Annotated in this window: 18 protein-coding genes and 1 riboswitch; of the genes, 10 read left to right on the forward strand and 8 right to left on the reverse strand. The window is 68.3% G+C overall.

Annotated features, from left to right (window positions below; genetic code table 11):
• Positions 1–361 precede the first annotated feature (361 nt).
• From DFQ14_RS22625 to nucS, 3 genes are all read right to left on the reverse strand, one after another.
• Positions 362–541, reverse strand: coding sequence for a type II toxin-antitoxin system PemK/MazF family toxin (locus DFQ14_RS22625; RefSeq protein ID WP_114452335.1), 180 nt, complete (start codon positions 539–541; stop codon positions 362–364).
• Complete coding sequence (locus tag DFQ14_RS07280; RefSeq protein WP_246195680.1) at positions 471–677, reverse strand: hypothetical protein; 207 nt, start codon at positions 675–677, stop codon at positions 471–473. Before DFQ14_RS07280 ends, DFQ14_RS22625 begins: the two co-directional genes overlap by 71 nt.
• A 173-nt stretch (positions 678–850) precedes the next feature.
• Complete coding sequence (nucS, locus tag DFQ14_RS07285; RefSeq protein ID WP_114452482.1) at positions 851–1510, reverse strand: endonuclease NucS; 660 nt, start codon at positions 1508–1510, stop codon at positions 851–853.
• A 149-nt stretch (positions 1511–1659) separates the two neighbouring features.
• Here nucS and DFQ14_RS07290 point away from each other — a divergent pair, with 149 nt between their 5' ends.
• The 4 genes from DFQ14_RS07290 to metX all read left to right on the forward strand — a co-directional run bounded on the left by DFQ14_RS07290 (position 1660) and on the right by metX (position 6471).
• The gene (locus tag DFQ14_RS07290) at positions 1660–3075 is read left to right on the forward strand and encodes an amino acid permease (RefSeq protein ID WP_114452336.1); all 1416 of its coding nucleotides are present in this window, start codon (positions 1660–1662) and stop codon (positions 3073–3075) included.
• A 46-nt stretch (positions 3076–3121) separates the two neighbouring features.
• Entirely contained in the window at positions 3122–3655 is a 534-nt protein-coding gene (locus DFQ14_RS07295) for an NUDIX domain-containing protein (RefSeq protein ID WP_114452337.1), read from the forward strand.
• Positions 3656–4002: 347 nt separating this feature from the next.
• Positions 4003–5331 (forward strand): bifunctional o-acetylhomoserine/o-acetylserine sulfhydrylase, encoded by a 1329-nt coding sequence (locus tag DFQ14_RS07300; protein ID WP_114452338.1) that lies wholly within the window; start codon positions 4003–4005, stop codon positions 5329–5331.
• A 3-nt stretch (positions 5332–5334) separates the two neighbouring features.
• On the forward strand, positions 5335–6471 hold the full coding sequence (metX, locus tag DFQ14_RS07305) for a homoserine O-acetyltransferase MetX (protein WP_114452339.1): 1137 nt from the start codon (positions 5335–5337) through the stop codon (positions 6469–6471).
• Positions 6472–6617: 146 nt separating this feature from the next.
• Here metX and DFQ14_RS07310 read toward each other — a convergent pair whose 3' ends face one another.
• Complete coding sequence (locus tag DFQ14_RS07310) at positions 6618–7766, reverse strand: FAD-dependent monooxygenase (RefSeq protein WP_246195679.1); 1149 nt, start codon at positions 7764–7766, stop codon at positions 6618–6620.
• Positions 7767–7878: 112 nt separating this feature from the next.
• Between DFQ14_RS07310 and DFQ14_RS07315 the strand changes: the two genes are divergently transcribed.
• Complete coding sequence (locus DFQ14_RS07315; RefSeq protein WP_114452483.1) at positions 7879–8439, forward strand: TetR/AcrR family transcriptional regulator; 561 nt, start codon at positions 7879–7881, stop codon at positions 8437–8439.
• Positions 8440–8573: 134 nt separating this feature from the next.
• On the opposite strand, the gene DFQ14_RS07320 is transcribed toward DFQ14_RS07315, so the two are convergent.
• The gene (locus tag DFQ14_RS07320; RefSeq protein WP_114452341.1) at positions 8574–8900 is read right to left on the reverse strand and encodes a hypothetical protein; all 327 of its coding nucleotides are present in this window, start codon (positions 8898–8900) and stop codon (positions 8574–8576) included.
• A gap of 343 nt (positions 8901–9243) precedes the next feature.
• Between DFQ14_RS07320 and DFQ14_RS07325 the strand changes: the two genes are divergently transcribed.
• Together DFQ14_RS07325 and DFQ14_RS07330 are read left to right on the forward strand one after the other, a co-directional pair.
• Positions 9244–9720 carry a nitroreductase family deazaflavin-dependent oxidoreductase gene (locus DFQ14_RS07325; protein ID WP_114452342.1) on the forward strand — a complete coding sequence of 159 codons (477 nt, stop codon included), beginning with the start codon at positions 9244–9246 and terminating at the stop codon, positions 9718–9720.
• A 142-nt stretch (positions 9721–9862) separates the two neighbouring features.
• Positions 9863–10228, forward strand: coding sequence for a nuclear transport factor 2 family protein (locus tag DFQ14_RS07330; RefSeq protein ID WP_114452343.1), 366 nt, complete (start codon positions 9863–9865; stop codon positions 10226–10228).
• 167 nt (positions 10229–10395) lie between these two features.
• Here DFQ14_RS07330 and DFQ14_RS07335 read toward each other — a convergent pair whose 3' ends face one another.
• The 3 genes from DFQ14_RS07335 to DFQ14_RS07345 all read right to left on the reverse strand — a co-directional run bounded on the left by DFQ14_RS07335 (position 10396) and on the right by DFQ14_RS07345 (position 12397).
• Positions 10396–11085 (reverse strand): pentapeptide repeat-containing protein, encoded by a 690-nt coding sequence (locus tag DFQ14_RS07335; protein WP_114452344.1) that lies wholly within the window; start codon positions 11083–11085, stop codon positions 10396–10398.
• Positions 11086–11133: 48 nt separating this feature from the next.
• Positions 11134–11418, reverse strand: a complete 285-nt coding sequence (locus DFQ14_RS07340; RefSeq protein WP_114452345.1) for a type II toxin-antitoxin system Phd/YefM family antitoxin — start codon at positions 11416–11418, stop codon at positions 11134–11136.
• 109 nt (positions 11419–11527) lie between these two features.
• Entirely contained in the window at positions 11528–12397 is an 870-nt protein-coding gene (locus DFQ14_RS07345; RefSeq protein ID WP_114452346.1) for an LLM class F420-dependent oxidoreductase, read from the reverse strand.
• 159 nt (positions 12398–12556) lie between these two features.
• Positions 12557–12735: riboswitch (cobalamin riboswitch) on the forward strand.
• Positions 12736–12801: 66 nt separating this feature from the next.
• Here DFQ14_RS07345 and DFQ14_RS07350 point away from each other — a divergent pair.
• From DFQ14_RS07350 to DFQ14_RS07360, 3 genes are read left to right on the forward strand one after another with little or no spacing between them, the layout of a single operon-like run.
• Positions 12802–13830, forward strand: coding sequence for an ABC transporter substrate-binding protein (locus tag DFQ14_RS07350; RefSeq protein ID WP_114452347.1), 1029 nt, complete (start codon positions 12802–12804; stop codon positions 13828–13830).
• Positions 13831–13838: 8 nt separating this feature from the next.
• Positions 13839–14864 carry a FecCD family ABC transporter permease gene (locus DFQ14_RS07355; protein WP_114452348.1) on the forward strand — a complete coding sequence of 342 codons (1026 nt, stop codon included), beginning with the start codon at positions 13839–13841 and terminating at the stop codon, positions 14862–14864.
• Between the two features lie 22 nt (positions 14865–14886).
• Positions 14887–15687 carry an ABC transporter ATP-binding protein gene (locus DFQ14_RS07360; protein ID WP_114452349.1) on the forward strand — a complete coding sequence of 267 codons (801 nt, stop codon included), beginning with the start codon at positions 14887–14889 and terminating at the stop codon, positions 15685–15687.
• Positions 15688–15689: the final 2 nt, after the last annotated feature.

Consider the following 15689-nt stretch of genomic DNA (forward strand, 5'->3'; position numbering starts at 1 on the left):
GCAGTCCTATACCGTTTTGTTGGTTTTGGAGGCTCAATCGATCCGGAACGTCTCGTCCCGGAGCCGGAACACCGGGACAGGACACGCCGCTGCGGGCGATCGCCCCGGAAGACGAACCCGGCCCCCTGCGCGTGATGCCGGAGCCGGCCACGACTCAACACAGTCGCACGAAAAAAGACGCGAGAGCAGCGCGGACGACCCCTCGAACGGCTACGACACCGCAGGCAGGCAGTAGCGGTCCAGCAGCGAATTGATCACGGGGCGAACGTGGGTTGGTTCAGGCTGGCGAGTCGGGGCTGGTACGGCAGTCCCCGGTCAGTGGTGGTGCAGGCACGACAATGGTGAGCCCGTTCGGAAGGGCTCACTCGAATGCGGTGGAGAGGACGACGGCGGGGCGGAGCACGGCCTGCTCGTGCCCGACCTGCGGGTTGAAGTCCACCCACCAGACCTGCCAGGACGGATTTGACCGGTCATTCGGCGATGTCGACGTCGGTGTCGGCCAAGGCGCGCTGCTCCTCCTGGTAATCGCGGAGTTCGTCATCGGACAAACGAGCGAGGGCAGCGAGGGACTCGTGCTCGAAGGCGAGCCGAGCCACGGTCTCGTCCAGACTCGCCCCGCCGAAGTCGCGCTCGGCAATCCGCGCCAGTGCGTCCCGGTTACTCGAATCAATCCGCATACTCGTCCGCATACAGCGAGCATGCATCGACGTCAGAGAGGTGCCCACCCGATATCCCCAGTGGTGTGGGTCTCTCGGTGAAGGCGCGGAATCACCGGCGAAGGAACAGCGGAGGCCTCTCGACACCCGGTTCCGTTCGGCGAAACCGCGCGCACGTCGCTCCCGTCCGCACGTCAGAACAGGCGAAGTTCGTCGGATTCGGTACCGCGGAGGGCTTCGTAGTCCAGGGTCACGCAGCGGATGCCCCGGTCCTCGGCTAGTGTTCGGGCCTGCTGCTTGATCTGTTGTGCGGCGAAGACACCGGTGACCGGAGCCAGCAGGGGATCCCGGTTGAGCAGTTCGAGGTAGCGGGTCAGCTGTTCGACACCGTCGATCTCGCCACGGCGCTTGATCTCCACCGCCACACTCGTGCCCTCGGAATCGCGGCACATGAGATCGACCGGGCCGATCGGTGTCGGGTATTCCCGGCGCACGAGCGACCAGCCCTCGCCGAGGGTGGTCACGTGCTCGGCGAGCAGCTCCTGCAGATGCGCCTCGACACCGTCCTTGACCAGCCCCGGCTCGGCCCCCAGTTCGTGCTTCGAGTCGTGCAGGATCTCGTCGATGCTGATGACCAGCTTCTCCCCGGCCTTGTTCTGCACCGTCCACACCCCGTGGTCCTCGATCAGCCAGCAGGGCGGGCTCATCCAGTTCAGCGGCTTGTAGGCCCGGTCGTCGGAGTGCACCGACACCGACCCGTCGGCCTTGACCAGCAACAGGCGCTGCGCGAGGGGCAGGTGCGCGATGAGGCGGCCGATGTAGTCGACCTTGCAGCGAGCGATGACGAGACGCACCCGGCACAGGGTACGGGTGCCCGGCACGTCGGTGGAGCTCCCCTGATGCGGAAGCGTCCCGGTCGACGTGGCCGGCCGGGGTGACTGCGACCGCATGACCGGGTGGCCTTTTCGGAACTCGTCCGAATGGAGTAGTACGGTGCCACGGCGTGTCGTCGGCCCGCACTCTGCTCCGCGTCAAACCCGCTGAGCAGCTCACCGAAGAGAGCTCGCACACTCCACTGCGCCGGACTCTGGGGCTGGTCCCTCTGGTGGCGCTGTCGGTCGGCGCGACACTGGGTACCGGCATCTTCGTGGTCCTGGCCGACGCCGCCCCTTCGGCGGGTCCGGCCGTGGTCGTCTCCTTCGTGCTGGCCGGGCTGGCGGCGCTGTGCTCGGCGCTGTCCTACGCCGAACTCGCGGGCAGCGTGCCCATGTCGGGATCGGCCTACTCCTACACCTACGCCACGATGGGTGAGCTCGTCGCCTGGGTCTGCGGGTGGTGTCTGCTGCTGGAGTACGGCGTGTCGGTCGCGGCGGTCGCGGTCGGCTGGGGCGGCTACCTCAACGAGTTCCTGCAGGGCACCATCGGCATGACCATCCCGGAGGCGCTGTCGGCACCGCCGGGCGAGGGCGGGCTGGTCAATATCCCGGCCGCGGTCGTCGTGCTGCTGGCCACCGGTGTGCTGCTGTTGGGAGTGCGGGAAAGCGCGCGGGCAACGACGGTCGTGACCCTGCTCAAGATCGGCATCCTGGTGTTCTTCGTGGCCGTGGCGGTCACCGGGTTCCGCTCGGTCAACATGAGCCCGTTCGCCCCCATGGGTTTCGCGGGCATCTCCGCAGGGGCCTCGGCGGTGTTCTTCTCGTTCATCGGGTTCGACGCCGCCTCCACGGCGGGCGAGGAGGCTCGCGACCCCAAACGCGACCTGCCCCGGGCGATCATGCTGTCGCTGAGCATCGTCACCGCTCTCTACGTACTCGTGGCGCTGGCCGCCGTCGGCGCGGTCGGCGCCGGGGCATTGGGCGGTTCGGACGCCTCGCTGGCGATGGTGCTGCAGACGGTCACCCGGCAGGGCTGGCCCTCGGTCGTACTCGCCTTCGGCGCGGTGCTGGCCATCGCCTCGGTCGTGCTCACCGTGCTCTACGGGCAGACGCGGATCCTGGTGTCGATGTCGCGCGACGGGCTCATGCCGCAGATGTTCTCCCGGGTGAATCGTCGGGCCGTGCCCGCGCGCAACACGGCGCTCGTCGGTGTCCTCGTGGCCGTGCTCGCCTCCGTGGTGCCGCTGAGCCGGCTCGCGGAAGCGACGAGCATCGGCACGCTGGTCGCATTCGGCCTGGTCAACATCGGAGTGCTCATCCTGCGCCGCAACCGTCCCGATCTGAACCGCAGCTTCCGCACACCGCTGATGCCCTGGACGCCACTGCTGGGAGTGGCGCTGTGCGGCTACCTCATCACCGGCCTCGACGCCGTCACCTGGTTGGCTTTCGCGCTCTGGTCGGCGGCCGGTCTGGCGGTGTACTTCCTCTACGGGATGCGCCGGTCGAAGCTCGCTCGGCAGGATGCCGAGCAGGTGCGAGGCTGAGCGGGAAAGCGCGGATGTGCGGCAGACGGAGGAGAGTGTCCACCCCATGAGACGAGAAACCAGCCGCGAGGTGTACGCGAATCCCTGGATGACCGTGCGGGAGGACGCCGTCCGCCGCGTGGACGGCTCCGCGGGAATCTACGGCGTGGTGGACAAGCCGGACTACGCACTGGTGATCCCGTCCGATGGCGAACGACTGCACCTGGTCGAGCAGTACCGGTACCCACTGGGGCTGCGACGCTGGGAGTTCCCCCAGGGCACGGCGCCCGGGCTCGCCGAGTCCGACCCGGCCGAGCTGGCGGCCCGCGAGCTGCGGGAGGAAACCGGGCTGCACGCCGCCGAACTGACCGATCTCGGTGTGATCGACGTGGCACCGGGGCTGTCCAGCCAGCGTGGCCGCGCGTTCCTGGCCACCGGCCTGACCGCCGGGGACCACGCGCGCGAGCACGAAGAGCAGGACATGCGCTCGGCCTGGTTCTCGCGCGCCGAGTTCGAGCGCATGATCGTCGAGGGTGAGATCACCGACGCTCAATCACTGGCCGCCTACACCCGGCTGCTGCTGCACGAGCGCGCGGAATGAACGCAAGCACCCGGACGTTCCCGTCACCGCAATGACCTGCTCATCCGATCCGTTCGCCCGGTCGATCGCCGATCATCGGTGACACCGAGCTCGGTACCGCACGTCCGACGGCAACCTTTGATTCTCATCATTCGGCCGCTATGCTCACAATATGGTCAGATTGGTCATCCGCAGGCACGTCGACTATCGACGCGTGACCAGTTCAGCCTGTTAGCCCTCACGGAGCCCGCGACACCGCGCGCCGACCCGGACGCACGGGTCCTTCCTCGCGCGCCTGCGCTTTCGTGTCCTCGTAAGCCCGCGCGGCATGTCATCGCCGATGCCGCGCCCTTTACCCTGGAGAATTCATGAGCTCTGACGCATCCGACGACCAGCAGGCCGGTTGGTCCTTCGACACCCTGCAGATCCACGCCGGAACCCAGCCCGACCCCGAAACCGGAGCACGCGCGGTACCGATCTACCAGACCACCTCGTACGTGTTCCGCGACACCGAGCACGCGGCGAACCTGTTCAACCTCTCCGAGCTGGGCAACATCTACACCCGGATCACCAACCCCACCAGCGAGGCGTTCGAGCAGCGTGTCGCCGCACTGGAGGGTGGCGTCGCCGCGGTCGCGGTCGCTTCCGGCCAGGCCGCCACGACGATGACCGTCCTGACTCTCGCGGGTGCCGGGGACCACATCGTCGCCAGCTCCTCGCTCTACGGCGGGACCTACAACCTGCTGCGCCACAGCCTGCCCAAGATCGGTATCGACGTCACCTTCGTGGAGAACACCGACGATCCGGAGGAGTGGCGCGCGGCGGTGCGCCCCAACACGAAGCTGTTCTTCGGAGAGGTGCTGGGCAACCCGCGCAGCAATGTGCTCGACGTGCGGACCGTCGCCGATCTCGCGCACGAGGCCGGTGTCCCGCTGGCCGTGGACAACACGGTCACCAGCCCGTATCTGATCAAGCCCATCGAGCACGGCGCGGACATCGTGCTGCACTCGGCGACCAAGTACCTCGGCGGGCACGGCAACTCCATCGGCGGTGTCGTCGTCGACGGCGGAACCTTCGACTTCGGTGCGCACGGCGAGACGTTCCCCGGTCTCGTCGAGCCGGACCCGAGCTACAACGGTCTGCAGTACTGGCCGGCGCTGGGGCCGGGAGCCTTCGCCGTCAAGCTGCGGGTGCAGGGCCTGCGCGACATGGGTCCGGCGCTCTCGCCGTTCAACGCCTTCCTGCTCATGCAGGGCCTGGAGACGCTGTCGTTGCGCATGGAGCGGCACACCCGCAACGCGCAGGAACTCGCCGAGTGGCTGAGCGAGCGTGACGAGGTGGAGAAGGTTCACTACGCCGGTCTGCCCTCCAGCCAGTGGTACGAGGCGGGCCGGAAGTACCTGCCCAAGGGCGTCGGCGCCATCGTCTCCTTCGAACTGCGCGGCGGCGCCGAAGCGGGCCGCAAGTTCGTCGAGGGCGTGTCGCTGTTCAGCCACCTGGTCAACATCGGTGACGTCCGCAGCCTGATCGCGCACCCGGCCAGCACCACCCACGGCCAGCTCACCGAGGACGAGCAGCGAGCAGCCGGTGTCAGCCCCGGCCTGGTCCGGCTGTCGGTGGGCATCGAGGCCATCGAGGACCTCAAGGCCGACCTCGAGTCGGGTTTCCGGGCCGCGAAGGCCGAGCTGGAAAGCTGACGGATGAGCTCGGTGCTGTACTCCCTTCCCGCCACCGGTGCGTGGCGGGAAGGGGATCCCCCCGGGCGACGCCAGTGGATCCCGCTGTCGAGCCCCTTGCCGTTGGAAGCCGGCGGTGAACTTCCCGGCGCCCAGCTGTCTTACGAGACCTGGGGAGAGCTCAACGCGGACGCCTCCAATGCCGTTCTCGTCCTGCACGCGCTGACGGGGGACGCCCACGTGGCCGGCCCGGCCGAGCCGGGCCATCCGAACGTCGGCTGGTGGGACGATCTGGTCGGTCCCGGGCGGGCACTGGACACCGACCGCTGGTTCGTCGTCGCGCCCAACGCACTGGGCGGGTGCCAGGGCAGTACCGGCCCGGCCGATGACCACGAGGACGGCAAGCCGTGGGGCAGCCGGTTCCCGAAGATCATGGTGCGCGACCTGGTGCGGGCCGAGACCGAACTCGCCGACGCGCTCGGCGTTCGGCGCTGGGCGGCGGTAATCGGTGGATCGCTCGGTGGCATGCGCGCTCTGGAGTGGGCGGTCGACCAGCCGGACCGGGTGGCCGCGGCGCTGGTCCTGTGCTCCGGTGCCACGGCCTCGGCCGAGCAGATCGCCTGGTCGTCGGCGCAGTTGCATGCGATCCGGTCCGATCCGGACTGGCTGGGCGGCGACTACCACAATCTTCCCGACGGGCGGGGCCCGCACGCCGGGTTGGGGCTGGCTCGGCGGATCGCCCACATCACGTACCGGAGCCCCACCGAGCTCGAAACACGGTTCGCCGCGCAGCACCAGGAAGGCGAGCATCCGTGGCGCGGTGGCCGGTACGCTGTCGAGTCCTATCTGGACCACCATGCGCACAAGCTCACCCAGCGGTTCGACGCGGCGAGCTATGTCGTGCTCACCGAGGCGATGTCGGCCTACGACGTCGGGCGGGGCCGGGGCGGTGTCGCCGCGGCGCTGCACCGGATCACGGCGCGGACCCTGGTCGGCGGGGTGGACACCGACCGGCTGTTCCCGCTGCACGAGCAGCGGACCCTGGCCGACGGCATTCCCGGTGACGACGGGTTGCGCGTCATCACCTCGCAGTGCGGCCACGACGGTTTCCTGATCGAGACCGACCAGGTCGGGGACATGATCCGGGAGCTGCTCGCCTGAAGGTGAACGCGTCGCTGCGGCCACGTGCACAGCGACGCGTTCACCGCGGGCACCTCGGCCCGGCACTGCCTCTTCCCGACTCCACCCGTGTCGGTTTCCCCGGACGATCCACGACGTCCCCGCGCAGCGGCTTGTGATGCCACCGGTCAGGCGACGGTGGCGTCGTGGCCGTGGATCCAGTCGAGGGTTTCGTCGATGGTGGCGAGGTTCCGGTCCCGCTGTTCGGCCTCGGGACCGTCGGGCAGGTGCAGCAGGTCGGAGGCGACCCGGGAACTGCGCTGGACCTGCCGGGTACGGGTCCGCCGCAGCCGTTCGTAGCGGTCCAGGGCTGCTGACGGATCCTCGGCCTCGGCCAGGCATGCGGCCAGCACCGCGGCGTCCTCGATGCTCTGGTTGGCGCCCTGGCCGTGGTGCGGCAGCATCGCGTGCACCGCATCTCCGAGCAGCACGACCCTGCCGCGATGCCAGCGGTTCGACGGGTCCTGCGTGAACAGCGCCCAACGCCGGTGAATCGATGTCGCCGTCACCATGTCCACCACCGCCGGGTGCCAGCCGTCGAAGGCCGCGGCGATCTCCTCCGGCGGTGCCGGCCGCATCCAGGCGGAGTCCGGCCAGGTCTCCGGCTCGTGCCGGACGGCCAGGAAATTGATCATCTCCCCGCTGCCGATCGGGTAGTGCAACAGGTGCCCACCGGGACCCATCCAGAACTGGATCGCGCCGGGATCGGGCAGGTTCGGCAGTTGCTCGGCCGGAATCAGCCCCCGGAAACCGCTGGTCCCCGAGTACCTCAAGGTGTCGGTGTCGGTGATGTGCGAGCGCACCGTGGAGTGCACTCCGTCGGCGCCGACGACGACATCGGCCGTGGCCTCGCGACCGTCGGCGAAGGTCAGGCGTACTCCGTCGGCCGTCTCGGTCAGGTCCACGATGCGGTGGTCGAGATGCACCCGTTCCGGATCGCACGCGCCGACCAGGATCTGCTGCAGGTCCGCGCGGTGCACCCCGTAATAGGGGGCGCCGAAGCGCTTCTCGTAGCTCTCGCCCGCCTCGAAGGCCCGGATGCGGCGGGCATCGCGCCAATGCCGGTAGATCAGCTCGGTCGGCACGGCCGAGCAGGCATCGAGCCGATCACCGACACCGAGATCCCGCAGCACCCGCGTCCCGTTGGCCGACAGGGCGACCGCGGCCCCGACCTCGCGGAACTCCGATGCCTGCTCGTAGACGTCCGCGACGATGCCCCGCGATCGCAACGACAGCGCGAGCGTGAGCCCACCGATTCCGCCACCGACGATGGCCACGCGTGTTGTCCTGTCCGGCATTGCGCTACCCCGTTCCACGCAGATCCAGAATGTACCGATCGGTACAAATGTTGCGATGGAACGTATCCGTACCGATCGGTACGGTCAATGCGTGATTCGATCCAGCAACAAACGGGACGAGCTGCTGCGCCGTATCGTGGTCTACCTCGAAACACACGGAATCGCGGACCTCTCGCTCAGCCCGATGGCCACCGAGCTGGGGACCAGCAAGCGGATGCTGCTGTACTACTTCGGCAGCCGCGAAAACCTGACCCACGAAGCGATCGCCGTCAGTCGACCCCACGTCGCCGATCTCTTCGGTTCCGCCGAGGACATCGCCGCGCTGCGCGAAGCTGCCACACGGCTGTGGCAGGCGATCACCGTTGGCGCGCAGCAGCGGCCGATCCGGATCCTGTTCCAGCTGCTGAGTCTCGCCCCGACCCAGCCGGAGCAGTACCACGCCCTCGCCGACGAAGCGGTGCACGCCATGGTCGACCCCCTCGCGAAGGTCTACCGGAACCTGGGAGTCGCCGAGCTCGACGCGCAGGCCAAGGCCACCCTGCTGATATCCGGCCTCCGCGGACTGTGTCAGGACCGGATGATCACCGGCGACATCGAACGCACCGACACCGCAGCACACCTGCTGATCCGCACTGCCACCACCCTGCCCTGACCGATACGGCACTCAAGAACCGAGGCCGAAGACAGCCAGGGCACTTCCCGCACTCTCGCTCGGCCGAGGCACCGGCACCATGTAAACGACCGCGCGGGCCGAGCTGCTATCCGCCCCTGCACCAAGACAGGCGGTCAGAAGTCCGTGCGGGAACCGCCCGACACGGATGCCACTGCCAGTCGAGCTGCCAGCTGCTCCAGTTCCTGCACCGGCGCCGTCGTGAGAAGCCGGCTCTCGTTACCGAACCAGTGCGCCCAGACCTCGGCCACCAGCTCGGTCGTGATTGTGTGATTCTCCCCCGTCAATCGCGCGAAGTGGGTGGCTTCGGGCGTGTATTCGTCGGCCGGTGCACCGACATCGAGCAGCCCTTCCGGATCGTGCTCATTGAGAACCCGGAGTACAGCACGCAGCTGGTGATCACCCTCGGTGTGTGAAGGTCCGTCTCTCTCCGCTCCGCCCATGTACCTCAACATAGTGGTCTGCCGGCTGAGCCGGCCGCACTTGCGCCCGAGCATCAGGTGGTAATGCGCCGTGCAACTTGGCCGCCCTCGAGAGTGACAAGCAAGATCACAACGGCGCTTCGGAGTACAGCCGAATGCGGCAGGAGCTCGATTCACGTTCGTTTGTTCAAAAGTCATCCGATCAGCCCGAAACACACCGAATCGGCTCCTTCCTCATGAGGCAATCTGCGCATATGTTTACCCGCGCGTATCACCCCGCTACGGGACCGCACGCCACACATCGCATTCGTGACCACTGAGGTCGCGGTTCGCCCCGAGTGCATGGATCACCAGAGGAGCGAGTATGGAGATCCTGAACCGCCCGGAGCTGCCCACGGGTTTCCGCCGTCTGCTGTTCCGGCTGCCCGTCCACCTGTACCGGTGGCGGCTCGGTTGGCTCCTGGGCCGCCGGTTCCTGCTGGTGAACCACATCGGCCGGGTCTCCGGGCAGCCACGCCAGGTCGTGCTCGAAATCGTCGAGCACGACCCCGCCACGGGCAGCTGCACGGTCGCCTCCGGCTTCGGAGCGGGAGCCGACTGGTACAAGAACGTTCGCACCACCCCCGAGGTCACCATCCGGGTCGGCCGGCACGAGCTGCCGGTGACCGCCACCCCACTGCCCGCCGCCGACGGTGAGCAGGTGATGGTCCGCTACGCCCTTCGCCATCCGGGCACCGCGAAGAGGCTCGCCCGATTCATGGGTTTCGCCGTCAACGGCAGCGAGGCGGACTTTCGGGCAGTGGGAGCTCGGATTCCCTTCGTCCGCTTCGCCCCGCGCTGATTCCCCGGCGACCGCTCCCCTCCCCGAGAGGCGGTGATGCGCTGCTTCGTCGCGCCCGGCGTGTCGGTGACGTGCTCCGTCCTCCACTGAGGAGGGTGGGCGGTGTCCACGCACCCGAACAGCCCGACCGAGAAGGAACACCATGGATTCCATCGAGGACCTGAGCGCCCTGGAAGAGCGTGGCTGGCGAGCACTGTCGACCAGCGGCGAGGCAGCCACGGACTTCTACCGGCACGTACTGGACCGCGAGCCCGTCATGCTGTTTCCCGGCGGCATGGTCCTGACCGATCGCGATGCGATCCTGGAATCCATGGGCGGCCAACCGTGGACGACGTTCCGGTTCGACGGTCTCCGCGTCTCGCGTCCCACGGACGACACGGGACTCGTCACCTACGGCGCCGTCGCCCACCGGGAAGGATCACCGGAGTACTCCGCCCTGGTCAGCAGCATGTACGTGCGGCGCCACGACGGGTGGAAACTCGCTTTCCACCAGCACACGCCCCGCTGACAGCGCTCGGCGCACATCGGCGCTCGCCGGGTATTTTTCGAGCGCCGCGGCGTGCGGGCTGGCGGCCTGCACGTACCGGTCCTGCAGCTCGGACAGGTTCGCGAGTGCAACCGCACCACCGCGAAGCACCAGGACTTCGTCTTCCGAACAGCCTTGCGGTGTGCCGGTCAACGCTGCTCGTCGACGGTGATGCCCGAATCGTTGAACAGGGCCATCGACATGTCCATCAGCTGATCGGGACCGATCACCACATCGCCGAGGGCGGAAGCTCCCTTGAGCTCGTGCAAGTGGGAACCGTGCAGTCGCAGGTGGCGCGGTGTGGCACGGGAGAAGTCGGCGGAGGAAAGATCGCTGTCGTGGATTCCGGTGGCAGCGAGCCGGGCCGCATGGAAATCGGCCTCCCGAAGATCGCTGTCGAGGAACTCCACCCGGAGGCCGTCGAGCATGCGCAGATTGGCCATGTCGAGCTTGCACCGGGAGAACAGGACATCTTCCATCCGCGCACCGGCCAGCACGATGCCGCTCATGCGGCACTCGTGGAACTCCACCCTCCTCAACGTGCTGTCTTCGGTGATGACGCCGGACAGGTCGCAGTTGTCGACGACGACATCGACGCATCGCAGCCGCCGGAAGTGCCGCCCCGTGACTCGCCCGGCGCTCCACCGGCTCGCACTCAGCCTCGCATCGGTGATGGACCGGTCACCGGGTTGTGCAACGAGGTCGCCGGTGATTCGGACACCGTCCAGGCCGGTATCGTCGGCAAGACCTTCCTCTCCGGGCTCGAGGTGCTCCGGCGGACTCGCCGGTCGACGCTGCTGCGCTGCTGTCTTGGTGCGGCTGCTGCGTTGCCTGGGCATGGGCGGCAGCGTAGAGGCGAGGTCCGACAGTGCGGTTGAACCGCTCCGTCACCGACGACCGCGGCCGGATGACCTCTCGCCCTTCGCTTTCTGCTGAAGCCGGGCCTCAGCGTCGGTGGCGGCGATGGTGGCGGCGAATGCCTCGTCGAAGGCAGCGTGGCCCCGCCAGCGACCCAGCACCTCGCGCAGGGCGCAGCCGTTGCCGCGTGGGGCCGGCGCGATGGTCGCCACCCGGCGACCGCTACGGGTGACCACGATCGTTTCGCCGTGTTCGGCCTCATCGAGCACGGCCGAGAAGTTCCGGCTCACCTCGGAGACAGACAGTTCACGCATGGACTCAGAATGTCTGAATCAGCAGATCAAATCCACCTTGTCCGGTGCTGTTCGACCGGTAAGTCATCGGCTGTCCGCATTTGCCGAAGGCGACTCTTCGGAGAGTCCCTCAGGCCTCCCGGACCGCCGGGGCCAGCTCGCGCCACTGCTCGCGCGGGAGTTCGTCCGAACCCGTGAGCACCTGCAGGGCGACGTGATCGGCCCCGGCCTCGTGGTGCTCCCGCACCCGGCGCAGCACCGTGTCCACATCCCCCCAGGCCACCAGCGCGTCGATGAGCCGATCACTGCCGCCGCCGGTGAAGTCGTCCTCGGCGAAGCCGAGACGGCGCAGGTTGTTCACGTAGTTCGGCAGGCCGAGGTAGACCGCCACACCCTCCCGTGCGATCTCCCGAGCCCTGGCCGGGTCGGACTCCACCACGACCTTCTGCTCCGGAGCCAGCAGCGGCTCCTCGCCCAGGATCTCCCGCGCCCGCGCGGTGTGCTCCGGGGTGACCAGGTAGGGATGCGCCCCGGCCGTGCGCTGCCCCGCCAACGCCAGGGTCCGCGGGCCGAGAGCGGCCAGCACCTGCGCGTGCGGAGGAAGCGGCGACTCCGCCCGGTCGAGCTCGTCGAGGAACGAGCGCAACTTGCTGTAGGGCTTGGTGTAGGCCTGCCCGGTCCGCTCCACGAGAGGCGCATGGCTACTGCCGAGGCCGATCAGCACCCGGCCGGGGTGGGCCCGGTCGACACGCTGGTAGGCGGCCGCGAGCCCGGCGGCATCATGCGTCCACACGTTGACGATGCCGGTGGCCACCACGAGCTTTTTGCCTGCACCCAGCAGCTCGGAGAGCACACGCAGGTCGCCGGTGGCGTTGCCCAGCCAGAGTGTGCCGTAGCCGAGGTCGTCCAGCTCGGCGACAGCCTCGCGGCGTTCGCCGTTGATCGGGTCCCACGCCCATTCACCGGTCCAGAGACCGACCTTGCCGAGTCGGACCGCCATTCCCCGTCTCCCATCGTCGAATCCCGACACCGCCCGCCGACCGCGGCGGCGAACCGCTCCCCACAGTGTGTGGTGGCAGGCCACCGATCCAATCACTCATGACGCGGCGGCGCCGGAGTCGGATCGGGCAATGGGTTCGGAGCGGGCCTTCGCGATCTTTGATAGCTTGCCCCTGCCAGTCCATCCCCGTGTGGGGTCAGGGAATCCGGTGCGAATCCGGAACTGACGCGCAGCGGTGAGGGTGACGGGCGCGGCATCGGCCACTGGATGCTCATCCGGGAAGGCGCCTCGTCCGCATGATCCCGAGTCCGAAAACCTGCTGGCACCTCCGGTCGCCGTTGCGGTGACCGAGAGCAACACGACCACCAGGCTCCGCGACTGAGCCTCGATGGAAAGGAAGCCCCATGGCGCCTTCGCGCCGTATGGTGCCGATCGTCGGCCTGCTCCTCCTCATCGCGGGACTGCTCACCGCGTGCGGAGGAAGCTCCTCCTCCGGACGGGCGCAGGAGAGTCCCGCGGGCTTTCCGAGAACGATCGACAACTGTGGCAAGCGGATCACGATCGAGGCCCCGCCCGAGCGGGCGGCCTCGCTCGATCAGGGATCGACCGAGATTCTGCTGTCCCTCGGTCTCGCCGACAGGATGGTCGGTACCGCGAAGTGGACCGATCCGGTGCTGAAGGAGCTCGAGGCGGCCAACGCCACGGTCCCCCGGCTGGCGGACAACGCGCCCTCCTTCGAACGGGTCCTCGCCGAGGAACCGGATTTCGTGTCCGCCTCGTTCGTGTCCACCATGGACAAGGTGTCCTCGCGTGCCGACTTCGACAAGCTCGGCGTGCCGACGTACGTGTCCCCGGCGGACTGCATCAAGAACAACCAGGGTGACGGCGACGGCTCCCGCGCCGAACCGTTGCGGATGCGCAGCATCTACGGCGAGATCCGCGACCTCGCGCGGATCTTCGGGGTCGCCGAGCGCGGCGAGGAACTGATCGCCGAACTGCGGGGGCGCCTCGACGCGGCCACGAAGGACATCGATGCCAGCGGCGTGTCCATGCTCTACTGGTTCGCCAACTCCGAGTCGCCGTACATGGCGGGCTGCTGTGGCGCGCCGGGCATCATCACCGAGGCCATCGGGGCGAAGAACGTCTTCGACGACACCAGCAAGGAGTGGCCCCAGATCAACTGGGAAACCGTCGCCGGCCGCAACCCCGACGTCCTCGTCCTCGGCGACCTCACCCGCAAGAGCCAGACCGCCGAAACAGCCGCGAACAAGATCGAGTTCCTCGAGTCCCATCCGGTCACCCGGCACATGGACGCGGTCCGGAACCGGCGCTACATCCTGCTGAGCGGCGCCGCCATGAACCCGTCGATCCGCACGGTCGACGGGGTCGAGAAGGTCGTCGAGGCCCTGCGCGAGTTCGGGCTCGTCGATTGAGTGCGCTCATGGCCCGCGCCGGGGTGCGGGGAGCCGCGGTCCTGTGGACCGGTGGTCCGGCGCTCCTGCTCCTGTCGACAGCGGTGGCGATCACCATCGGTCCCGCCGACATCGCCGTCGGCAACGTCGTCGCGGTCGTCGCCGAACACATCGGCCTGGGCGAATCGGGACTTTCCCCGATTCGCGACGGCATCGTCTGGGATCTGCGCCTTCCGCGCACGTTGCTCGCCGCCGTGTGCGGCGCGGGCCTCGGGATGTGCGGGGTGATCATGCAGTCGCTGCTGCGCAACCCGCTCGCCGACCCGTTCGTGCTCGGCATCTCCTCGGGCGCGTCCACGGGGGCGGTGCTGGTGGTGATCCTGGGCATCGGCAGCGGTGCGGTGTCGCTGTCCGCAGGCGCTTTCCTCGGAGCGCTGTGCTCATTCGCCCTCGTGCTGCTGCTTTCCCACGCCGTGGGCGGGACGACGGACCGCGTGATCCTCGCCGGTGTCGCGGCAATGCAACTGTTCTCGTCGCTGACCTCGTTCATCGTGATGTCCTCGGCCAACGCCGAGCAGACACGCGGCGTGCTGTTCTGGCTGCTGGGGTCGCTGAGCGGCACGAGTTGGTTCCACGTGGGGCTGTGCGCCTCCGTCCTGGGCGCCGTGTTGCTGGTGTGCGCCGCCAAGGCCACGGCACTCGATGCGTTCACCTTCGGGCACGACGCTGCGGCTTCACTCGGTGTCTCCGTCGCCCGAACCCGACTGCTCCTGCTCGTCGTGACCGCGCTGTTGACGGCGACGCTGGTGAGTGCCGCCGGGGCGATCGGATTCGTCGGTCTCGTACTGCCGCACATCGCACGTGCCATCGTCGGTCCCGGTCACCGACGGCTGCTGCCGTCCACAGCGCTGGCCGGAGCGGTCTTCCTGGTGTGGGTCGATACGGCCGCGCGCACCGTCCTCACCCCGCAAGAGCTCCCGGTCGGAGTGGTGACCTCGCTGATCGGGGTGCCCGTGTTCGTGTTCATCCTCTACCGAAGCCGGAAGGTGCGATAACCGTGCAAGGAGGAGTCGCGACATGAGCCTGCGTGCCGAGAACGTCTCGTGGCGGGCCGGCGGCAGGATGATCGTCGACGGCATCAGCCTCGAACCCCGCCCCGGATCGACGATCGGGCTGCTCGGCCCGAACGGTTCGGGGAAATCGACGCTGCTGCGGTTGCTGGCGGGCGTGTGTGCCACGTCGTCGGGCGTGGTGAGTCTCGACGGCACCCCGCTGGAAAAGCTGTCCCGCACAGCGATCGCGCGGAGGGTCGCCGTCGTCGAGCAGCACGCGACCACCGAGATCGACATGAGCGTGCTCGACGTCGTCCGGCTGGGCCGCATCCCGCACCGCAGGGCGTGGTCCGCCCCTTCGGCCGCGGACGACTCCGCGGTGCGCGCGGCCATCGAGTACACCAGGCTGGAGGACAAGGTCGCGCAATCGTGGCACACCTTGTCCGGAGGAGAACGGCAGCGGGTGCAGATCGCCCGTGCCCTCGCCCAGGAACCGCGAGAACTGCTGCTGGACGAGCCGACTAACCACCTCGACATTCAGCACCAGCTCGAACTGCTCGCCCTCGTCACCCGCATCCCGGTCACCAGCGTGATCGCGCTGCACGACCTCAACCTGGCCGCGATGTTCTGCGATCACCTCGTGGTCCTCGAGGAAGGCCGGGCCGTCGCGGCAGGCACCCCGGCACGGATCCTCACCGAGGAACTCATCGCCGAGGTCTACAACGTTCGCGCCATCGTGACCCCGGACGGACCGGACGGCCGGCCCTCCGTGCGTTTCCTGCCCCACGAACATTCCCCCGGACACACAGCGGCTCTTCGATCCTGACC

It is taken from the genome of Halopolyspora algeriensis (assembly GCF_003337235.1).
Classification (GTDB): domain Bacteria; phylum Actinomycetota; class Actinomycetes; order Mycobacteriales; family Pseudonocardiaceae; genus Haloactinomyces; species Haloactinomyces algeriensis.